At 71.7% G+C, this 16,623-nt stretch carries 15 protein-coding genes; 8 read left to right on the top strand and 7 right to left on the bottom strand.

Features of this window, described 5'->3' with window-relative positions:
• Nucleotides 1-82: 82 nt before the first annotated feature.
• Nucleotides 83-1,075: a nitronate monooxygenase gene (locus BIU98_RS14555; protein ID WP_254787925.1), complete on the bottom strand. Its 993-nt coding sequence runs from the start codon at nucleotides 1,073-1,075 to the stop codon at nucleotides 83-85.
• A gap of 123 nt (nucleotides 1,076-1,198) precedes the next feature.
• Here BIU98_RS14555 and BIU98_RS14550 point away from each other — a divergent pair, with 123 nt between their 5' ends.
• Nucleotides 1,199-1,738: an RNA polymerase sigma factor gene (locus tag BIU98_RS14550; protein ID WP_071278096.1), complete on the top strand. Its 540-nt coding sequence runs from the start codon at nucleotides 1,199-1,201 to the stop codon at nucleotides 1,736-1,738.
• Entirely contained in the window at nucleotides 1,728-2,498 is a 771-nt protein-coding gene (locus tag BIU98_RS14545) for a hypothetical protein (protein WP_139200762.1), read from the top strand. Before BIU98_RS14550 ends, BIU98_RS14545 begins: the two co-directional genes overlap by 11 nt.
• Before the next feature lie 55 nt (nucleotides 2,499-2,553).
• Here the strand turns inward: BIU98_RS14545 and rimK are convergent, their stop codons facing one another.
• On the bottom strand, nucleotides 2,554-3,744 hold the full coding sequence (gene rimK, locus BIU98_RS14540) for a 30S ribosomal protein S6--L-glutamate ligase (protein WP_071278090.1): 1,191 nt from the start codon (nucleotides 3,742-3,744) through the stop codon (nucleotides 2,554-2,556).
• 156 nt (nucleotides 3,745-3,900) lie between these two features.
• Here rimK and BIU98_RS14535 point away from each other — a divergent pair, with 156 nt between their 5' ends.
• On the top strand, nucleotides 3,901-4,383 hold the full coding sequence (locus tag BIU98_RS14535) for a RimK/LysX family protein (RefSeq protein ID WP_083393301.1): 483 nt from the start codon (nucleotides 3,901-3,903) through the stop codon (nucleotides 4,381-4,383).
• A 3-nt stretch (nucleotides 4,384-4,386) separates the two neighbouring features.
• Here the strand turns inward: BIU98_RS14535 and BIU98_RS14530 are convergent, their stop codons facing one another.
• The 3 genes from BIU98_RS14530 to BIU98_RS19995 all read right to left on the bottom strand — a co-directional run bounded on the left by BIU98_RS14530 (nucleotide 4,387) and on the right by BIU98_RS19995 (nucleotide 6,954).
• A complete protein-coding gene (locus BIU98_RS14530) occupies nucleotides 4,387-5,454 on the bottom strand; it encodes an acyl-CoA desaturase (RefSeq protein WP_071278087.1) in 1,068 nt (355 codons plus the stop codon).
• 81 nt (nucleotides 5,455-5,535) lie between these two features.
• The gene (locus BIU98_RS14525; RefSeq protein WP_139200761.1) at nucleotides 5,536-6,249 is read right to left on the bottom strand and encodes a GAF and ANTAR domain-containing protein; all 714 of its coding nucleotides are present in this window, start codon (nucleotides 6,247-6,249) and stop codon (nucleotides 5,536-5,538) included.
• Between the two features lie 135 nt (nucleotides 6,250-6,384).
• On the bottom strand, nucleotides 6,385-6,954 hold the full coding sequence (locus tag BIU98_RS19995) for a TetR/AcrR family transcriptional regulator (protein ID WP_071278081.1): 570 nt from the start codon (nucleotides 6,952-6,954) through the stop codon (nucleotides 6,385-6,387).
• Between the two features lie 109 nt (nucleotides 6,955-7,063).
• On the opposite strand from BIU98_RS19995, the gene BIU98_RS14515 reads away from it, so the two are divergent.
• Nucleotides 7,064-8,539, top strand: a complete 1,476-nt coding sequence (locus tag BIU98_RS14515; RefSeq protein ID WP_071278078.1) for an MFS transporter — start codon at nucleotides 7,064-7,066, stop codon at nucleotides 8,537-8,539.
• Nucleotides 8,540-8,991: 452 nt separating this feature from the next.
• Nucleotides 8,992-9,960: a matrixin family metalloprotease gene (locus BIU98_RS18620; protein WP_139200760.1), complete on the top strand. Its 969-nt coding sequence runs from the start codon at nucleotides 8,992-8,994 to the stop codon at nucleotides 9,958-9,960.
• 88 nt (nucleotides 9,961-10,048) lie between these two features.
• Here BIU98_RS18620 and BIU98_RS14505 read toward each other — a convergent pair whose 3' ends face one another.
• Nucleotides 10,049-10,399, bottom strand: coding sequence for a hypothetical protein (locus BIU98_RS14505; protein WP_071278058.1), 351 nt, complete (start codon nucleotides 10,397-10,399; stop codon nucleotides 10,049-10,051).
• 146 nt (nucleotides 10,400-10,545) lie between these two features.
• Complete coding sequence (locus BIU98_RS14500) at nucleotides 10,546-11,271, bottom strand: hypothetical protein (protein ID WP_071278337.1); 726 nt, start codon at nucleotides 11,269-11,271, stop codon at nucleotides 10,546-10,548.
• Between the two features lie 155 nt (nucleotides 11,272-11,426).
• Here BIU98_RS14500 and BIU98_RS14495 point away from each other — a divergent pair, with 155 nt between their 5' ends.
• The 3 genes from BIU98_RS14495 (at nucleotide 11,427) to BIU98_RS14485 (ending at nucleotide 16,454) form a co-directional block, all read left to right on the top strand.
• A complete protein-coding gene (locus tag BIU98_RS14495; protein ID WP_254787923.1) occupies nucleotides 11,427-12,713 on the top strand; it encodes a HupE/UreJ family protein in 1,287 nt (428 codons plus the stop codon).
• A gap of 114 nt (nucleotides 12,714-12,827) precedes the next feature.
• A complete protein-coding gene (locus BIU98_RS14490) occupies nucleotides 12,828-14,963 on the top strand; it encodes an Ig-like domain repeat protein (RefSeq protein ID WP_071278053.1) in 2,136 nt (711 codons plus the stop codon).
• Between the two features lie 180 nt (nucleotides 14,964-15,143).
• Complete coding sequence (locus BIU98_RS14485; RefSeq protein WP_071278052.1) at nucleotides 15,144-16,454, top strand: NAD(P)/FAD-dependent oxidoreductase; 1,311 nt, start codon at nucleotides 15,144-15,146, stop codon at nucleotides 16,452-16,454.
• Nucleotides 16,455-16,623 lie beyond the last annotated feature (169 nt).

Here is a 16,623-nt window from a genome sequence, read left to right as displayed (position 1 = left end):
CAGCCGTCCTGTGGAGAGCGGCTCGCCTGTGCACAGGGTCGGGGCGACGGACTGGAGGCTCAGCGCACGTGACCGGCGCGGCTCACGTGAGCAGGGCCTCCAGGGTGTCCGCCAGCGGCCCGTCGGCCGCAGCCCGCCAGGACCGGCCGGCCCACAGGTGCAGCGCGTGCGCATCGCCGTCGGCGGCGGCCGCCGTGCGGATCGGCCGGGTCAGGTGGTGCAGCGCCGGGTAGCCGAGCGGTGCGTCCTCGTGGTCGCGGACGAAGCGGTTGACGAGTGCGCGTGCCGGTCGTCCGGTGAAGGCGCGGGTGAGTGCCGTGCGGTCGAAGACCGGGTCGACGAGGGCCTCGCGGTGGGTGAGTCCGGTGCCGGCCTCGTCGGTGCGGAGGACGAGCGTGCCGACCATCGCGGCGGACGCGCCGGCGAGCCGGACGGCCTCGACGTCCTCCGCTCCCCCGATGCCGCCGGCGGCGACCACGGGCAGGTCGACCCGGGCCAGGACTGCGCGCACCAGGTCCGGCAGGGGCTCCCACACGGGCGACTGCTCGGGGTCGAGGACCGCGGAGTGCCCGCCTGCTGCCTCGCCCTGCACGACCAGGACGTCGATGCCCCGTTCGGCGGCGGCCTCGGCGTCGACCGGGTTGGTGACCGACTGGACCGTCACCGTGCCTCGACGGCGGAGGTCCGCGACGGTCTGGGCCGACGGCAGCCCGAACGTGAAGGACACGACGGGCACCGGGTCGTCGAGGAGCAGCGCGAGCTTGTCGGCCCAGGCGTCGTCGTCCTCGCGCTTGTCGGGCAGGTCGGGGACGCCGAGGGACGCGCGGTACCGGTCGTAGTCGGCGTCGCTGATCGGGACCGGGTTCGGCGCGAAGACGTTGACGCCGAAGCGGTCGGTGCGGGTGCGGACCTCGGCGATCTCGGCGGCGAGCTCCTCGGCGGTGCGGTACCCGGCGGCGAGGGACGCGAACTGGCCGGACCGGGCCGCGGCCACCACGAGCGCCGGCGTCGACGGCCCGCCCGCCATCGGTGCGACGTGCAGGGGTGACCGGAGGACCTCGGGGAGTTGGTTCACCCCTCGATCCTGCACTGGCAGACCGTGCTCCTGCCCTGGCGCACCCGTGCGACACGCCGATGGGTGTGACGGCTCGTCAGGATCGGGCGGTACCGGACACTTCTTCAGGTGAGAGGGGCAACCGTGGATGACGACACCCGAGCCGACGCAGCACTGACGCGTCGGCTCGCGGACGGGGACCGCACGGCACTGGCCGACGCGTTCGACCGCTTCGCACCGACCCTGACCCGCTACGCGTGGGCACAGGCCGAACGCCGACAGGACGTCGAGGAGCTCGTGCAGGACACGTTCCTGACGCTCTGGCAGAAGGCGACGACGATCGACCTCGCCACCAGCGCGCTGCTGCCGTGGCTGCTGGTCGTCTGCCGGAACCACGCCCGCAACCAGGCACGACGCCTGGCGAAGGGCGCCGGGGACGAACTGCCGGAGGACCTGCCCGCCCGCGCTGACGCCGACGAGGCCCGCGAGCGCCTGCGCTGGGTCCGCGACGAGATCGCCGCCCTGGCGCCGGTCGACCGTCGGATCTGCGAGCTCTGCCTGCTGGAGGGCCACTCCTACGCCGAGGCCGCGGAGATCCTCGGCCTGAGCGTCGGCGCCGTCACACAGCGCGTCTCCCGATCTCGAGCCCGACTGAAGAAGGCGGTGATGCACGATGAACACTGAGCCCCCCACCGGAGACGACCTGCAGCGCATGCTCGTCACGATGAAGCAGAGCGTGCTCGACCGCGCGGAGGACCGGAAGCCGGCACCCCGCCGACGCGGCCGCCGCGCCGGGATCGCCATCGGCGTGATCGCCCTCCTCGGCCTCGGCGCCACCGGCGGCGGCGTCGCCCTCGGCATGATCCCCCAGCCCTTCGCCGCAGCGCCGGCACCCACCACCACGCCCAGCCCCACCGAACCCGCAGCACCCAGCACACCCGCCGCGGCACCGGTGCAGGAGACACCGGACCCTGCACCGCCGCAGACGCCCTCGGCGACGGCGACGCCGAGCCCCGCCGCGGCCACGATCCCGGCGGACTGCACCGGGCTCGTCGCCCCGTCCGAGGCCGCACGGCTCTTCGGCGAGACGCCGTTGTACGACCCGACGGGCAAGGCCGAGCTACGGAACGCCGCACCGCTCACGACCACCCTGTCCTGCCTGTGGCGCGACCCGCGGTCCGACGTGTCCGGCCTGTCGATCGACGTCGGGACCGGCACCGCGGAACAGCTCACGGCGTACGAGGCCGGGCTCACCGCGAAGGGCGCCACGTGCACGGACCGGGACGAGGCACGGGTCTGCACCCAGACCCAGCAGGCAGCCCAGTACCCGGTGGACACCACGGACACGTGGTACTTCCGCGGCACGACCTGGTTCCACGTCAACCAGACGAACTTCCCCACGACCGACCTGCTCGGCGCGGTGGAGCAGCAGATCTGGGGATGACGGATGACGGACGACGGGCGGGAAGCGGCCATTGGGGGGCGCTTCCCGCCCGTCGTCACTGCTCGAGCAGCGGCTCCTTCGGGAGCTTCCGGAGCTTCGCGCGGCGCTTGCGGCGCTCGGGGATCATCGAGCGCATCTCCTCGAGCTTGCCGAAGCAGAGCAGTCGGTCGCCCGGCTCGAGGGTGACGCTGCCGCGCGGGTTCGGGATCACCGTCGAGCCGCGGTGCAGCGTCAGCACCGTGATGTCCCGGTCACCGAGGCCCGACTCGTGGATCGTCTTGCCGACCAGGTCCGCGTTCGTGTGCACGAGGAGCTCCGCGACGCCGTAGCCGGTCGACACCGACAGGCGCTGGCGGACGTCGATCTCGGGGAACGCGACCTGGTTCGCGATGAAGTCGATGACCGCGCCGGCGATGTCCAGGCCCGTGGCGCGCTCGATGCCCTCGAGGCCCGGCGACGAGTTGACCTCCATCACCAGGGGGCCGTCGTTGCCCTCGAGCATGTCCACGCCGGCGACGCGGAGGCCCATGATCTGCGCGGAACGGACCGCCGCCTCTTCGTACTCCGGGGTGAGCGTGACCTGCTCCACCGTGCCGCCGCGGTGCACGTTCGAGCGGAACTCGTCGCCGCTGGCGCTCCGGCGCATGGCGGCCACGACCCGGTCCCCGACGACGAGCGCGCGGATGTCCTTCCCGCGGCTCTCCGCGATGAAGCGCTGGATGAGGACGTTCTGCTTCGTGGAGTGCAGGGTCTCGACGATCGACTCGGCGACCTTCGCCTCCGGCGCCAGGATCACGCCGATGCCCTGGGTGCCCTCGAGCAGCTTGATGACGACGGGCGCTCCCCCGACCCGCTCGATGGCCCCGCGGACGTCGGCCCGTCCGGCGACGAACGTCGTCGCGGGCATGCCGATGTCGTGCCGCGAGAGGATCTGGTTCGCCCGGAGCTTGTCGCGCGAGTTCGTGATGCCGTTCGCGGTGTTCGGCGTGTACACGTCCATCTGCTCGAACTGTCGGACCACCGCGGTGCCGTAGTACGTGATCGAGTTGCCGATGCGCGGCAGGACGGCGTCGTAGTCGGACAGCAGCTTGCCACGGTACTGCAGGTCGGGCGCGTCACCGGTCAGGTCGATGGCGAAGCGCAGGGTGTTGAGCACCTTGACCTCGTGGCCGCGGTCGAGTGCCGCCGCACGGAGTCGCTGCGTCGAGTACGCCTGCGGGGCACGCGACAGGATGGCGAGTTTCATCGGGAGGCTCCGCGGGTTCGTGGGTGGCGACGGCGACGCTCCATGCTGGCAGACGATCGACGCGCCGCGCCCGTGCCGTCGGCCACGATCGACGCACCGCGCACGCCGTCGACCCCGATCGACGCACCGCGGGTGCCGTCCTGCCAGGATGGGCGCATGGCCGACGACCCGAAGCCCAGGCGCCGCACGCCGATCATGTCGGGCTGGCGCGAGTGGGCCGCCCTGCCGGACCTCGACATCCCGTGGATCAAGGTGAAGCTCGACACGGGTGCGCGGACCTCGGCACTGCACGCGTTCGACCTCGAGGAGCTGCCGCGCGACCGGGTGCGGTTCTCGGTGCACCCGTGGCAGGACTCCGACGCCGACCAGGCGACCGTCGAGTGCGACGTCCACGACCGCCGGGTCGTCCGGAGCTCGTCGGGTCACGCCCAGGAGCGCATCGTCGTCCTGACCGCGATCGAGCTCGCCGGCCGCACGGTGGAGGCCGAGGTCACGCTGAGCAACCGCGACCAGATGGGCTTCCGGATGCTCATCGGGCGCGAGGCATTGCGGCAGGGCTTCGTCGTCGACCCGGCGCGGTCGTTCCAGGCAGGCCGGGCCCCGAAGGAGATCCGACGCCGCAACCGCGGTCGCGCCTGAGGCTCAGCGCAGCCGCTCGACCATCGGGCACGCGAACGGGTCCGCCGCCGCCAGCCCGACCTCGTTGAGGTAGCGAACGACGATCGCGTACGACTGCACGAGCGAGGTCTCGGTGAACGGCACACCCTGCGTCTTGCAGTAGTCGCGCACGATGACCCGCGCGGCCCGCAGGTTCGGTCGGGCCATGTTCGGGAACAGGTGGTGCTCGACCTGGTGGTTCAGACCGCCCATGAAGTACTCGACCCAGCGCCCACCGGTGATGTCACGGGAGGTCAGGACCTGGCGCGAGAAGAAGTCGACACGGCGGCCGGGCTCGATGATCGGCATGCCCTTGTGGTTCGGGGCGAAGGCGACGCCCATGAAGAAGCCGAACACGGCGAGCTGCACGCCGAGGAACGCGAACGCCATGCCGAGCGGCAGGAACCAGAAGACGACGCCGAGGTACAGCACGAAGCGGACGGCGAACACCGACGCCTCGGACCAGCGACCCTTGACCGGGCCTCGGCTGGTGTAGGTGCGGATCGACTGCCAGTGCAGGTTGACGCCCTCGATGAGCAGCATCGGGAAGAACGCCCAGCCCTGCACCCGGACGAGCACGCGGAGGAAGCCGGTGCGGCTGGCGGCGTCCTCGGGGCGGAACGAGATCGCGTCGAACGAGATGTCCGGGTCCTTGCCGACCGTGTTCGGGTTGGCGTGGTGCCGGGTGTGCTTGCTCGTCCACCAGGCGTAGCTGATCCCGGTCAGGAGCGTGCCGCCGTAGCGCGCCGCACGGTCGTTCCAGGTGTGCGAGGCGAACACCTGGCGGTGGGCGGCCTCGTGCGCCAGGAACGCGAACTGCGTGAAGAGCAGGCCGAGCACGCCGGCGACGACGAGCTGCCACCACGAGTCACCCAGCACGGTGAACGCCGTTCCGGCGAGCGCCAGCAGGACGATGAGCACGACGATGAGGCCCCAGTACCAGCCGGTGCGTCGGCCGAGCAGGCCCTCGTCCTTGATCCTGGCGAGCAACGCCGTGTAGCTCGACGTACCGCTGGTGCCGGGACGTGGTCCGGTCGTGATGATCTCGCTCATGCTGGTCCTCCGGTCGGGCTGTACCGCAGCCGGGGTCCGGGGCCACTGCCCCAGATCGTAGCCGAGCGGGAGCCGGGTCTGTCAGGACAGCGTCAACCGGCGTTCCGTGACGGCACGGGCGACGTCGACGAGCGGCTCGCGGTTGGTCCGGGCGTGCTGCCGGAGCATCGCGAACGCCGTCTCCATGTCCACGTGGTGCGTGTGCGCGACGAAGCCCTTCGCCTGCTCGATGAGCACGCGGCTGTCGAGCGCGCGCTGCAGCTGCGTCTGGGCGACGCTCGCCTGCTCGAGCGTCCGCTGCTGCAGGATGCTGATCGTCGCCACGTCGGTGAGGGCCTGGGCGGCGAGGGCGTCGTCCGGGCTGAGTGCCCCCTCGTGCTCGCGGAACAGGTTGAGCGACCCGAGCACGGTGTCGCGCAGACGCATCGGGATCGCGTGCACCGAGGAGAAGCCGGACTCGGCGGCCGCAGCGGCGAACGCCGGCCAGCGGCGGCGCATCTCCGCCGGGTCCGTGGCCGAGACGGGTTCGCCGGTCCGGAAGCACTCCACGCAGGGCCCGTCCCCGGCGTTGAGCTGGAGCAGGCCGACGAAGCTCGACGCCTCGCTGGTCGACGCCAGCACCTCGAGCTCGCCGTCCTGGTTCAGCAGCAGGATCCCCGCCGCCGAGGCGTCGAAGATCTCCACCACGCGGTCGACGAGGGTCTGTAGCAGGTCGACGACGTCGTAGTCGTCGACGAGTGTGTCCGTGAGGGCGACGAAGGTGTCGACGAGACGGTGCTCGCGGGTCGTTGTCACGATGCGTGCTCCCTGGCGGTCGGCGTCGGACGTTCCATGGTGGACGGTACTCGGTCCCGGTGGGCGGGACCGACAGCGTCCCCCGATGGGACTGCCGGACTGGAGGCTCGTGGCGGCGCCGCCACGAGCCTCCAGTCAGGCAGTCGGTCCGGTCAGGAGCGCGCGCAGCGCGTCGTCCAGCGGGCCTGCGACGGCGTCCTCCGAGGCGGAGGCGAGGGGCTCCACCCGGGTCGCGGTCCGCATCATCGTCATCCCGAGCACGACCGACAGGGCGATCTCGGCGCGGATGAGCAGGTCGTCGGTGACCTGGTCGCCGACCGCCTCGGCCAGGCGTTCGGCGTAGCGACGGAGGGTCTCGCGGCGGATCGTGTCGACGCCCTCGTCGCCCGAGGTCCGGAGCAGCAGCATGAGCTGCATCGAGTCCTCGTCGGTCGGCGAGCGGAGGACGTGTCCGATGAGCCCGCGGAGGGCGCGGTCGAGGTGTCCGGTGGCGTCCTCCCCCGGGTCGAGGTCGCGCACGGCGCGGTCGAGGCAGGCGCGGAACAGGCCCTCCTTCGACACGAAGTAGCGGTTGATCAGCGCGACGTTGACCCCGGCGTCGGCGGCGATGTCCCGCACGGTCGTGGCGCGGTAGCCGTCGAACGCGAAGCGGCGCCTGGCTGCCTGCACGAGGAGCAGCCGGGTGGCCGTGGCGTCCTTGCTCATGGTCGAAGCGTAGCGGGCCGATGGGCAATGTAAGCGTCTGTTGACATCAGGTGCGAACCGCGTACCCTCGTCGAGTCAGCAACTGTTTACATCGACCAGACGGAGCACGATGACCGAGACCATGGCGAGCCCCCGCACCGGCTCCCACCCGACCACGGACGGCCGTCGTCCGAACAGCACGGCGATCATCGTCTACCTGTCCCTCGGCGGCCTGTCGTTCGCGGTCCTGCAGTCCCTCGTCGCACCGGCGCTGTCGACGATCGGCAAGGACCTCGGCGCCTCGACGAGCGCCACGAGCTGGGTGCTCACGGCCTACCTGCTGTCCGCGTCAGTGCTCACGCCGATCCTCGGTCGGCTCGGGGACATGATCGGCAAGCGCAAGGTGCTCATCGTGGTGCTCACGATCCTGCTCGTCGGGGCCGTGCTCGCCGCGCTCGCGCCGAACCTCGGGACCCTCATCGTCGGCCGGGCGCTGCAGGGCGCAGCCGGAGCCGTGATGCCGCTCTCCATCGGCATCGTCCGCGACGAGCTGCCCAAGGAGAAGGTCAGCGTCACCATCGGCCTGCTCTCCGCGATCTTCGGCATCGGCGCGGGCGTGGGCATCGTCGCCGCCGGGCCGATCGTCGAGCACCTGTCGTGGCACTGGCTGTTCTGGCTGCCCGCCGTGCTCGTCGTGATCGCGCTGCTCGGCGCCGTCTTCGGCATGCCGGAGTCCCCGGTGCGCAAGCCCGGCCGGCTCGACATGCTCGGCACGGGCGTGCTCGCGGTGTCCCTGGTCGCGATCCTGCTGGCCGTCAGCGAGGGCGAGACCTGGGGCTGGGGCGACGTCAAGACCGTCGGGCTGCTGGTCCTCGGCGCCGTGGCACTCGTCGCGTTCGTGCTCGTCGAGCTCCGCGTCGCCGAACCGCTGATCGACGTCCGGCTCTTCGCCGTGCGCGGCGTGTGGACCGCGCACGTCGTCGCCCTGGTGTTCGGCTTCGCGATGTTCGGCACGTTCGTGCTCGTCCCGACCCTGCTCCAGCTGCCGAGCGCCCTCGGGTACGGCTTCGGCAAGGACGTCACCCAGGCCGGGCTCTTCCTGCTGCCGACCGTCGTGATGATGGTCATCGCCGGGCCGATCGCCGGCATCCTGGTCCGCCGGATCGGCCCGAAGCCGCCGATGCTGCTCGGCGGGATCGCGATCGTCATCGCCTTCCTGCTGCCCGCGATCGCGCACGGCGAGCTCTGGCAGGTCGTCGTCTCCGGCGTCTTCACCGGCATCGGCATCGGCCTGGCCCTGGCCGCGTGCTCGAACGCCATCATCGAGAGCGTCCCCGCGAACCAGACCGGCGAGGCCATCAGCGCCAACACCGTCGTCCGGACGATCGGCTCGAGCGTCGGCACCGCCGTCATCGCCGCGCTGATCACCTCGCACAGCACCGCGCAGGGGCTCCCCACCGACGACGCGTTCACGATCGGCTTCTGGGCGTGCACCGGGGTGGCCGTGCTGGCGGTCCTCGCGGCCGTCGCTGCTCCGTCGATGCGGGCCCGTCGTGCGGCGGCGGCCGCTGCCGGTGTCGACGATCTCGACGGCGTGACGCGGTAGCCGGGCTCGTTCCGTTCGGGAGCGCCGAGGTCGCACTTCGTGTCGGCTCCCGACGTGCCGTGCCGACACGGAGTGCGACCCCAGCGCGGCCGCGAGCGGTCACGACACCCCGGGCGGCGGCCGCCGAGCGGCCACAGGCCGTCGGCTCCGGCGCCGCAAGACGACGCTCCGCGACCACCCGGCGGACGCGAGCGGGGTGTCGTGACCCGTCGGCGCGCGGGCGGGAGGCTCGGGGCGGGCTGGACCCGAGCCTCCCGCCCGGCACCGGCCCGGCACCGGCCCGGCCCCGCCAAGCGGGGCTGAAGTCGCACTTCGTGTCGGGTGCCGGAGTGCCGTGCCGACACGGAGTGCGACCTCGGCGGCCCCGGAGGGGAGGCTTGACGGCCGGGATGGGGACCGGTAGGCAGGGGGCGACGGCGGTCGCAGGGACCCGGCGTCGAGAGGGGACCAGCATGCGTCGACGTCGACTCACCAGGGTGATCGGTGCGGTGGTGGGCGGTGTCGTCCTCGCCTCCGGGATGACGGCCGTCGTGGCCGCACCCGCCGAGGCCGCAGGCACGTCGTGCACCGGGGACCAGGTCACGCTGCGGATGCTCGCGAGCGGGTGCGCGGTGGCTTCGGGGACGACCGTGGTGGTGCCGGACGGTCGCACGTTCGCGGTGCCGGCTCCGGGCACGAGCGTCGCCGCGTCCAGCGTGGCGGCACCGGGGGCCGAGGAGCTCGCCGACGTCGTCGTGTCGAACGCCGGCGCATCAGGGATCGCCGTCCGGATCGGCACCGGCTGGCGTGGGGCTCCGGCCGCAGTGACCCGGGAGCGCTCGGCCCTCGCGACACGGGTGGCTACAGCGGCACCGGCGGCGAGCTGTGGCAGCTCCGCGTACTCGAAGCTCGGGTACCGCTGGACGGACACCATCGACTGGTACTACAACTCGAACAGCCAGCGCGTGTACGGGTTGACCGCGCTCCAGCGCGCGGCGAACGCCTGGAACGGGACCCTGACCGCGTGCGGGCGCACCAGGACATCGGACGCCGACAACACCTACGTCCGCGTCGCGAAGCAGGCACCCGGCGTCACGAGCACCGGCGGGTGCACGCAGAGCAACCGGTACAGCGTCAGCGGCTGGGGCACGCTGCCGACGGGCACACTCGGGCTGACGTGCGTCTGGTACCGCGGTGACGGCACGGCGGTGGAGGCCGACCAGCGGTACTCGACGCGGTACCTGTGGAACTCGGCCACGACCTGTTCCGGTGCCCGGTTCGACCTGCGGGCGGTCGCCACGCACGAGTGGGGGCACTCGTACGGGCTCGGGCACACGGCGGACGACACCGGGTTGGTCATGGCGCCCTCGGGCGGGTACTGCGACACGGCGTCCCGCACGCTCGGGCTCGGGGACGTGCTCGGCATCGGCGCGCTGTACTGAGGCGCTGTCGTCCCGCGGGTCGGGTCAGGCGCTGCGGCGGTCGGGCGCTCAGACGGCCGGGTCTCGCGCCGGTCGGGTGCCGCGCCGGTCAGGCGCTGCGTCGGTCCCGGCCGAAGACGGTGGCGAGCGCGGTCGTCAGCGCCGCGACGAACCCGCCGGTGCCCTGCTGTCGAGCCGGACGCGTCGGCGCCTGGAACGCCACGTCGTGCAGGTTGTTGCGCTTGGAGCCGTCCCAGTTCGCGAACAGGTACGCGCCGCCCAGCACCGACAGGCTGCGGACGGGAGCACGGCGCCACTCGCCCGCACGGACGACGTAGCCGGAGTGCCCGGAGCTGATGTTGTGGATCACGGTGTCCACGTCGATGACGCCGGTCGTGGTGATGACGGCGGTGATGCCCGTTCGGTCGCGGGCGACGTACTCGATGATGTGTTCTGTCATGTCGCTCGGGTCAGGAGGTTGCGTCTCGCGCCCGGACAGGTCCAGGCCGCACGAGGCTCGGCCGGAACCGTCGTTGCTTCCGTCGTCAGGATACGTCCGGCATGCCGCACCCGGTCCGCGAGTGTCCGCAGAACGGTGGTCGGAGCTCACGCGACCCAGACGACCGTGCCGTTGTAGCCGTGCAGCACGGCGGCGACCCCCGCGCGCAGCGCCCGACCGGCACGCTCCTCGGTGAAGCTCGCCGGGTCGTGGTGGCTCGCGGCGCCGAGCCCCTCGCCGCGGTAGCCGGCACCGGTCCAGTCGGCAGCGGTCACGTTCGAGGTGGGCTCGGCGATCTCGGCCCCGAGGACCAGGAACTGCTGGTGCAGCGCGCTCGGCGACATCGCCGCGATGGGGTCGACCATGTCGTTGCCGACGCTGATCACCAGGTCGGGGTGCTTCCCGACCGCCGTGCCGACGGCGTCGAGCACGGTCTCGTTCCCCCGAGGGTGCACCCGGGTGACGGTGACGTCCTCGGTGTCGGCCCAGGCGTCGACGGCCCCGATGAGTGCCTGCGTCGGCGTGGATGCGGCGGTCTCGCCGTCACCGTCGGCGTCGACGGCCCCCGCGGACAGCAGCACGACGCGGTAGCCCGCGGGCGGGTGCACGCCGTTCCACGAGCCGGGCGACGGGCTCACGGTGGACTCGGGCGCTGGCGGGCGGCTCGCGTCCCAGAACCCGGCGTCGAGGGTGCCGGCGGTGGCGGTCGGACCGGACCCGTTCGGCCCCGGCGCGTCGGCCCCGGTCGAGCAGCCGGCGAGGAGCAGTCCCGCGGCGCCGAGCACCGCGACGGCCGCCAACAGGGTCGTCGTGCGGGGAGCGAGGCTGGTCACGAGGGACTCCAAGGGCGTTCGGCGGGCGGATCGCGACCATGGAACCACGATCCGACGACCTGATCGTCCGGCATGGGCACCTGTCCGAACGCTGTCCAGCTGCTGGTCACCTGCTGTTTCCCTGCCGGTCGCCAGGGGTCGAGATCGTCTGGCCGGTGATCCCCGGTACCCCCAGCACGGCGTCCCGACGCCGCTCCCCCCGCACCACCCCGATCCTGGCCCGCGTGGCCGCCACGGTCCTCGCCGCACTCGTCCTGCTCGGCACCGTCCTGGTCGCGCTCGTCGGCGGGGCGGCCCCCGCGTCCGCGCACGGCTTCAGCTCGGTCGTCTACGCGAAGGTGACCTCGAAGGAGTCCGGGGTCGTGCAGGCACGCCTGGGCCTGGAGTACGACCTGATGCTCGTCTCCGTCGGCACCAGCGAGCACGCCGACACGTTCTACCGGCAGGGCCAGGCGGCGTGGGACGACGGGGACTTCCCCGCCATGACCCGGATCGCCGAACAGCACCGGGACACCATGGCCGACTACGTCCTCGACCGCTTCTCCGTGCGCTCCGGTGGACGCGAGTGCCGCGGCACCCTGCAGGAGCCGATGCACGTCGACATGCAGGACGAGGTGCCCTACGTGGAGGTCGTCGCGGACTTCCGCTGCCCGACGTCGTCGCACACGGCGGCCGGGCACGTGGTGACCTCCAAGCTCTTCCCGGACTCCGAGACGTTCGTCAAGGACACGAAGACGATCGTCACCTACGCCGTCGACTCGCAGGAGGGCTCCGCGACGCTCGACGCCGACCGGCCCTCGTTCTCGACCGAGCAGTCCGCCGGCGCCCGGTTCTGGGAGTTCTTCACGCTCGGCGCCGAGCACCTGCTGACCGGGATCGACCACATCCTGTTCCTCGTGGCGCTGATCGCGGGGTCACGGCGTCTCCGCGAGGTCGTGTTCACCGCGTCGGCGTTCACGATCGCCCACTCGATCACGTTCATCCTCGCCGCGCTCGGGGTCGTCAGCCCGCCGTCGATCGTGGTCGAGCCGCTCATCGCCCTGTCGATCGCGGCTGTCGCCGGCTGGTACCTGTGGCGGCTGTTCCGGCGGCGCTCCCACGCGGACGAGCTGATCGTCGAAGACGGGGGCCGGTTCGCCCTGGACCGCGCCGGGTGGACGCGGCTGGCGGTCGTGTTCGCGTTCGGACTGATCCACGGGCTCGGGTTCGCCGGGGCGCTCGGCATCCACGAGGCGTTCTCCTGGCAGCTGCTCGTGTCACTGCTCATCTTCAACGTCGGCATCGAGGCAGTGCAGCTCGCGATCATCGTCATCGTGTTCCCCCCGCTGTCGCTCCTGCGCCGCAAGGCCCACCGGGCGTCGCTCTGGGTCACCGGGATCGTGACCGCCGGGGTGTTCGTGATGGGGATGATCTGGTTCGTGGAGCGTCTCGCGGCCGGCTGATCGGCTGAACCCCTTCCAATCCGGAACAGATGGACACACAGCGTTCACCAAGGCGTTTCCTGGCGAATGCAGAGTCTCCCGTGCACGACACCCCTGTCACGAGAACGGACCCCCATGAGTCTCCTGTCTGGCGCCAGCACCCGGCGCAGATCCACCACACTCCGCGTCGGCGGCGCAGTCCTCGGGGCGGCGCTCCTCGCTGGCGCTTCCTTCATCGGCACCAGCACGGCCTCCGCGGCCACGAACACGCCGACCACGAACATCTCCACCGGCGGCCCGATCCACATCCTGCTCGGCGTCGGCGCGACCGAGAGCCAGCGCATCGCGTCCTGGTACTTCCCGACCAACGTCGCCCAGTCGGTCGAGATCCAGAAGACCGACTCGATGACCGGTGGCGTCTTCACCGACGCGAAGAAGACCATCGGCGCCTCGGCGAGCGCGAACACCGCGGCCGACACCAGCACCACCGACAGCAGCACGAAGACGATCGCGGGCATCACCAACGAGGCCGGCTACGTCAACGCACACGCGGTCATCGACGGCCTCGAGCCGAACACGACGTACACGTACCACGTCGGTGCCGCTGACGGCTCGGCCTGGTCGACCCCGTACACGTTCACCACGAAGAGCTTCTCCGGCGACTTCGACTTCCTGTTCTTCGGTGACCCGCAGATCGGTTCGTCGGGCTTCGTCGACGACGACGGTGCCGGCTGGGCCGACACCCTGAAGTACGCCACGACCAAGGAGAAGGACGCCGAGCTCCTCGTCTCCGGTGGCGACCAGGTCGAGAACGCCAACAACGAGTACCAGTGGGGTGCGTTCGCGGACAGCAGCGACGTGCTGAAGCGGTACCCGTGGGCCTCGACCATCGGCAACCACGACGTCGGTGGCAAGTCGTACGAGCAGCACAACCAGCTGCCGAACTCGCTCAAGGTGCCGGACTTCTACCCGGGTGGCAACACCACCACGAACTCGGGCGGCGACTACTGGTACATGTACAAGGGCGTCCTGTTCATCGACATCAACTCGAACGCCTACGCGGGCGGCTCGGACGCAGCGCACGTGAACTACGTCCGCGACGTGATCACCCGCCACGGTGACGACGCGAAGTGGACCGCGCTGGTCTACCACCACTCGATCTACTCGCCGGCAGACCACGCGAACGACAAGGACAACCAGCAGCGCCGGTTCGACTTCACGCGTGCGTTCTCCGACATGGGCGTCGACATCGTCCTGCAGGGCCACGACCACTCCTACTCGCGCAGCTACGCGATCAAGAACGGCAAGAAGGCCAACCCGGACGAGCAGCCGGGTGCTGACCAGGTCTTCGCCGGCCCCGGTGGCGTCATCTACCTGACCGCGAACTCGGCGTCGGGCTCGAAGTACTACGACCTGACCACCCCGGACGCCACCCAGGGCGGCTACGGATCCGACCCGCTCGACCCGACCGGCAAGCGTCACTTCGCCAACTCGGTGGAGAACCAGGAGCACGTCCGCACCTACGTCAAGGTCGGCGTCACGGACGACAACCTCGCCGTCACCACGGTCCGCGCCAGCGACTGCACCACGCTGAACTCGGCCGTCCAGCACGGCAAGGTCGACGACTGCGGCGTCACGCTGAAGCCGACCGCGTCGGCCGACCCGGCACCCATCGGTTCGACGGTGGACGCATTCACCCTCGACGCGGCGCTCCCGACGACGACGACCACGGTCGCCGCCTCCGCCGCGAAGCAGCAGTACGGCTCCGCTGAGCCCGTGACCGTCACCGCGACGATCGCCGGCGGCATCGGCCAGCAGGCCGGCACCGTCGCCTTCTCGGACGGCACCACCAAGCTGGGCACCGTGAAGGTGGCCGACAACGCGGCCTCCATCACCCTGCCGAAGACGCTCGCGATGGGTGGCCACTCGATCACGGCGGCCTTCACGAGCACGTCCGACTTCGCGGGCACCAGCTCGGCGACGACGACCGGCACCACGGTCACCGTCACGAAGGCGACCTCCACGACGACGCTGGGATACGCCGCCGGCACGGCCACCGTCACGGTGAAGGCCGACGGCGTCACGGTGAACGGCACGGCGAAGGTCTACCAGGGCACCAAGCTCCTGAAGACCCTCACCGTCGTCAAGGGCAAGGCGACCGGCTCGGTCCCGCTGAAGAACGCGGGCATCCACAAGCTGCACGCCGTCTTCGCGCCGACGTCGATGATCAACATGAGCACCAGCCCCACGATCACCACGGTGGTCAAGTGAGCTGACCCGCTCCCACGAGGGCCCCGCGACCACGGTCGCGGGGCCCTCCGTCGTCCCGGCCGGTCGCGGAGCCCGCCGTCGTCCCGGCCCGTCGCGGGGCCCTCTGTCGTCCCGGCCCGTCGCGGGGCCCTCCGTCGTCCCGGCCGGTCGCGGAGCCCGCCGTCGTGCGACCCTGTCCGCATGGAGCACGTCGACACCATCGTCATCGGCGCCGGGATCGCCGGCCTCACCGCCGCCCGGCTCCTCGTCGGAGCCGGGCGCCGCGTCGTCGCGCTCGAGGCCCGCGACCGCGTCGGCGGGCGCGTGCACACCGACCGGTCCCACGGGCGCGTCACCGACCTCGGCGCGTCCTGGATCCACGGCGTCGAGGACAGCCGGGTCGCCGACGCCGCCACAGCGTCCGGCATGCCCCTCGTCGAGTTCACGGTCGGCGGGTACCAGCCCGACGGTCGCCCGATCGCGTACTTCGGCGCCGACGGCCACCGACTCGACCCGGGCGCCACCGCGCGGTTCGTCGCGGACGTCCGCACCGTCGACGCCGCACTCGGTCCGGTCGTCGCGGGGTCGGCTCCCGAGGCCACCTACCGCGACGTCACCGAGGTCGCACTCGCCGCCCAGGGCTGGCCGGCCGAGCGGACTGCCCGCGTCCGGGAGTACCTGGAGCACCGCAGCGAGGAACAGTACGGCGTCCGCATCGAGGACCTCGCCGCCCACGGCCTCGACGACGACGTCATCGCCGGCGACGAGGTCGTGTTCCCCGACGGCTACGACCGCCTGGCCACGTCCCTGGCGGAGGGGCTCGACGTCCGCCTCAGCCACGTGGTCAGCCGCGTCACGTGGTCACCTCACGGCGTCACCGTGCCCGGGTTCGCCGCCGACCAGGTCGTCGTGACGGTGCCGGTCGGGGTGCTGCAGTCCGACGACTTCGTCATCGAACCACCGCTCCCCGACCGGCAGCGCGCAGCCCTCGGCCGGTTGCGCATGAACGCCTTCGAGAAGGTCGTGCTGCGCTTCCCGCACCGGTTCTGGGACGCCGACGTGCACGCCGTGCGACAGCTCGGCCCCGACGGCGCCTGGTGGCACTCCTGGTACGACCTCACCCGGCTCGACGGCGTCCCGACCCTGCTGACGTTCGCCGCGGGTCCGGTCGCGCGGGCGATCCGCGGCTGGACGCCGGACCGGGTGGCGGCGTCGGTCACGGCCCAGCTGCGGCGCCTGTACGGCGCCGACGTGCCAGACCCGACGGACGTCATCGTGACAGCGTGGCAGGACGACCCCTTCGCGCGGGGCTCCTACGCGTACATGACGCCGGGCTCCACGACCCGGGACCACGACGACCTCGCCGAGCCCGTCGGCGGGGTCCTCCACCTGGCGGGTGAGGCCACCTGGACCGACGACCCCGCCACCGTCACGGCGGCCCTGCACTCCGGCCACCGCGCCGCCTGCGCGGTGCTCGGCCGACACGTCCCGATCGCCGCCGCCTGGTCCTGAACCGGACCAGGTGACGGCCTGGAGGCTCGGTGCCAGCCCGCACCGAGCCTCCAGTCCGGCGCTCCGCTGGCCGGGGAACCGGCCCGCCGACGCGAGAAGTTCACACGGGGGCCGCCCGTGTCACGTGCTCGAAACAGCCGGGCAACGGCGACGACACAGCGCCGCACGA

Origin of the sequence: Curtobacterium sp. MMLR14_010 (assembly GCF_001865015.1) — a bacterium.
Lineage (GTDB): Bacteria > Actinomycetota > Actinomycetes > Actinomycetales > Microbacteriaceae > Curtobacterium.
The sequence above is the reverse complement of the archived record's forward strand: the minus strand, read 5'-3'. Positions and strand labels throughout refer to the sequence as shown.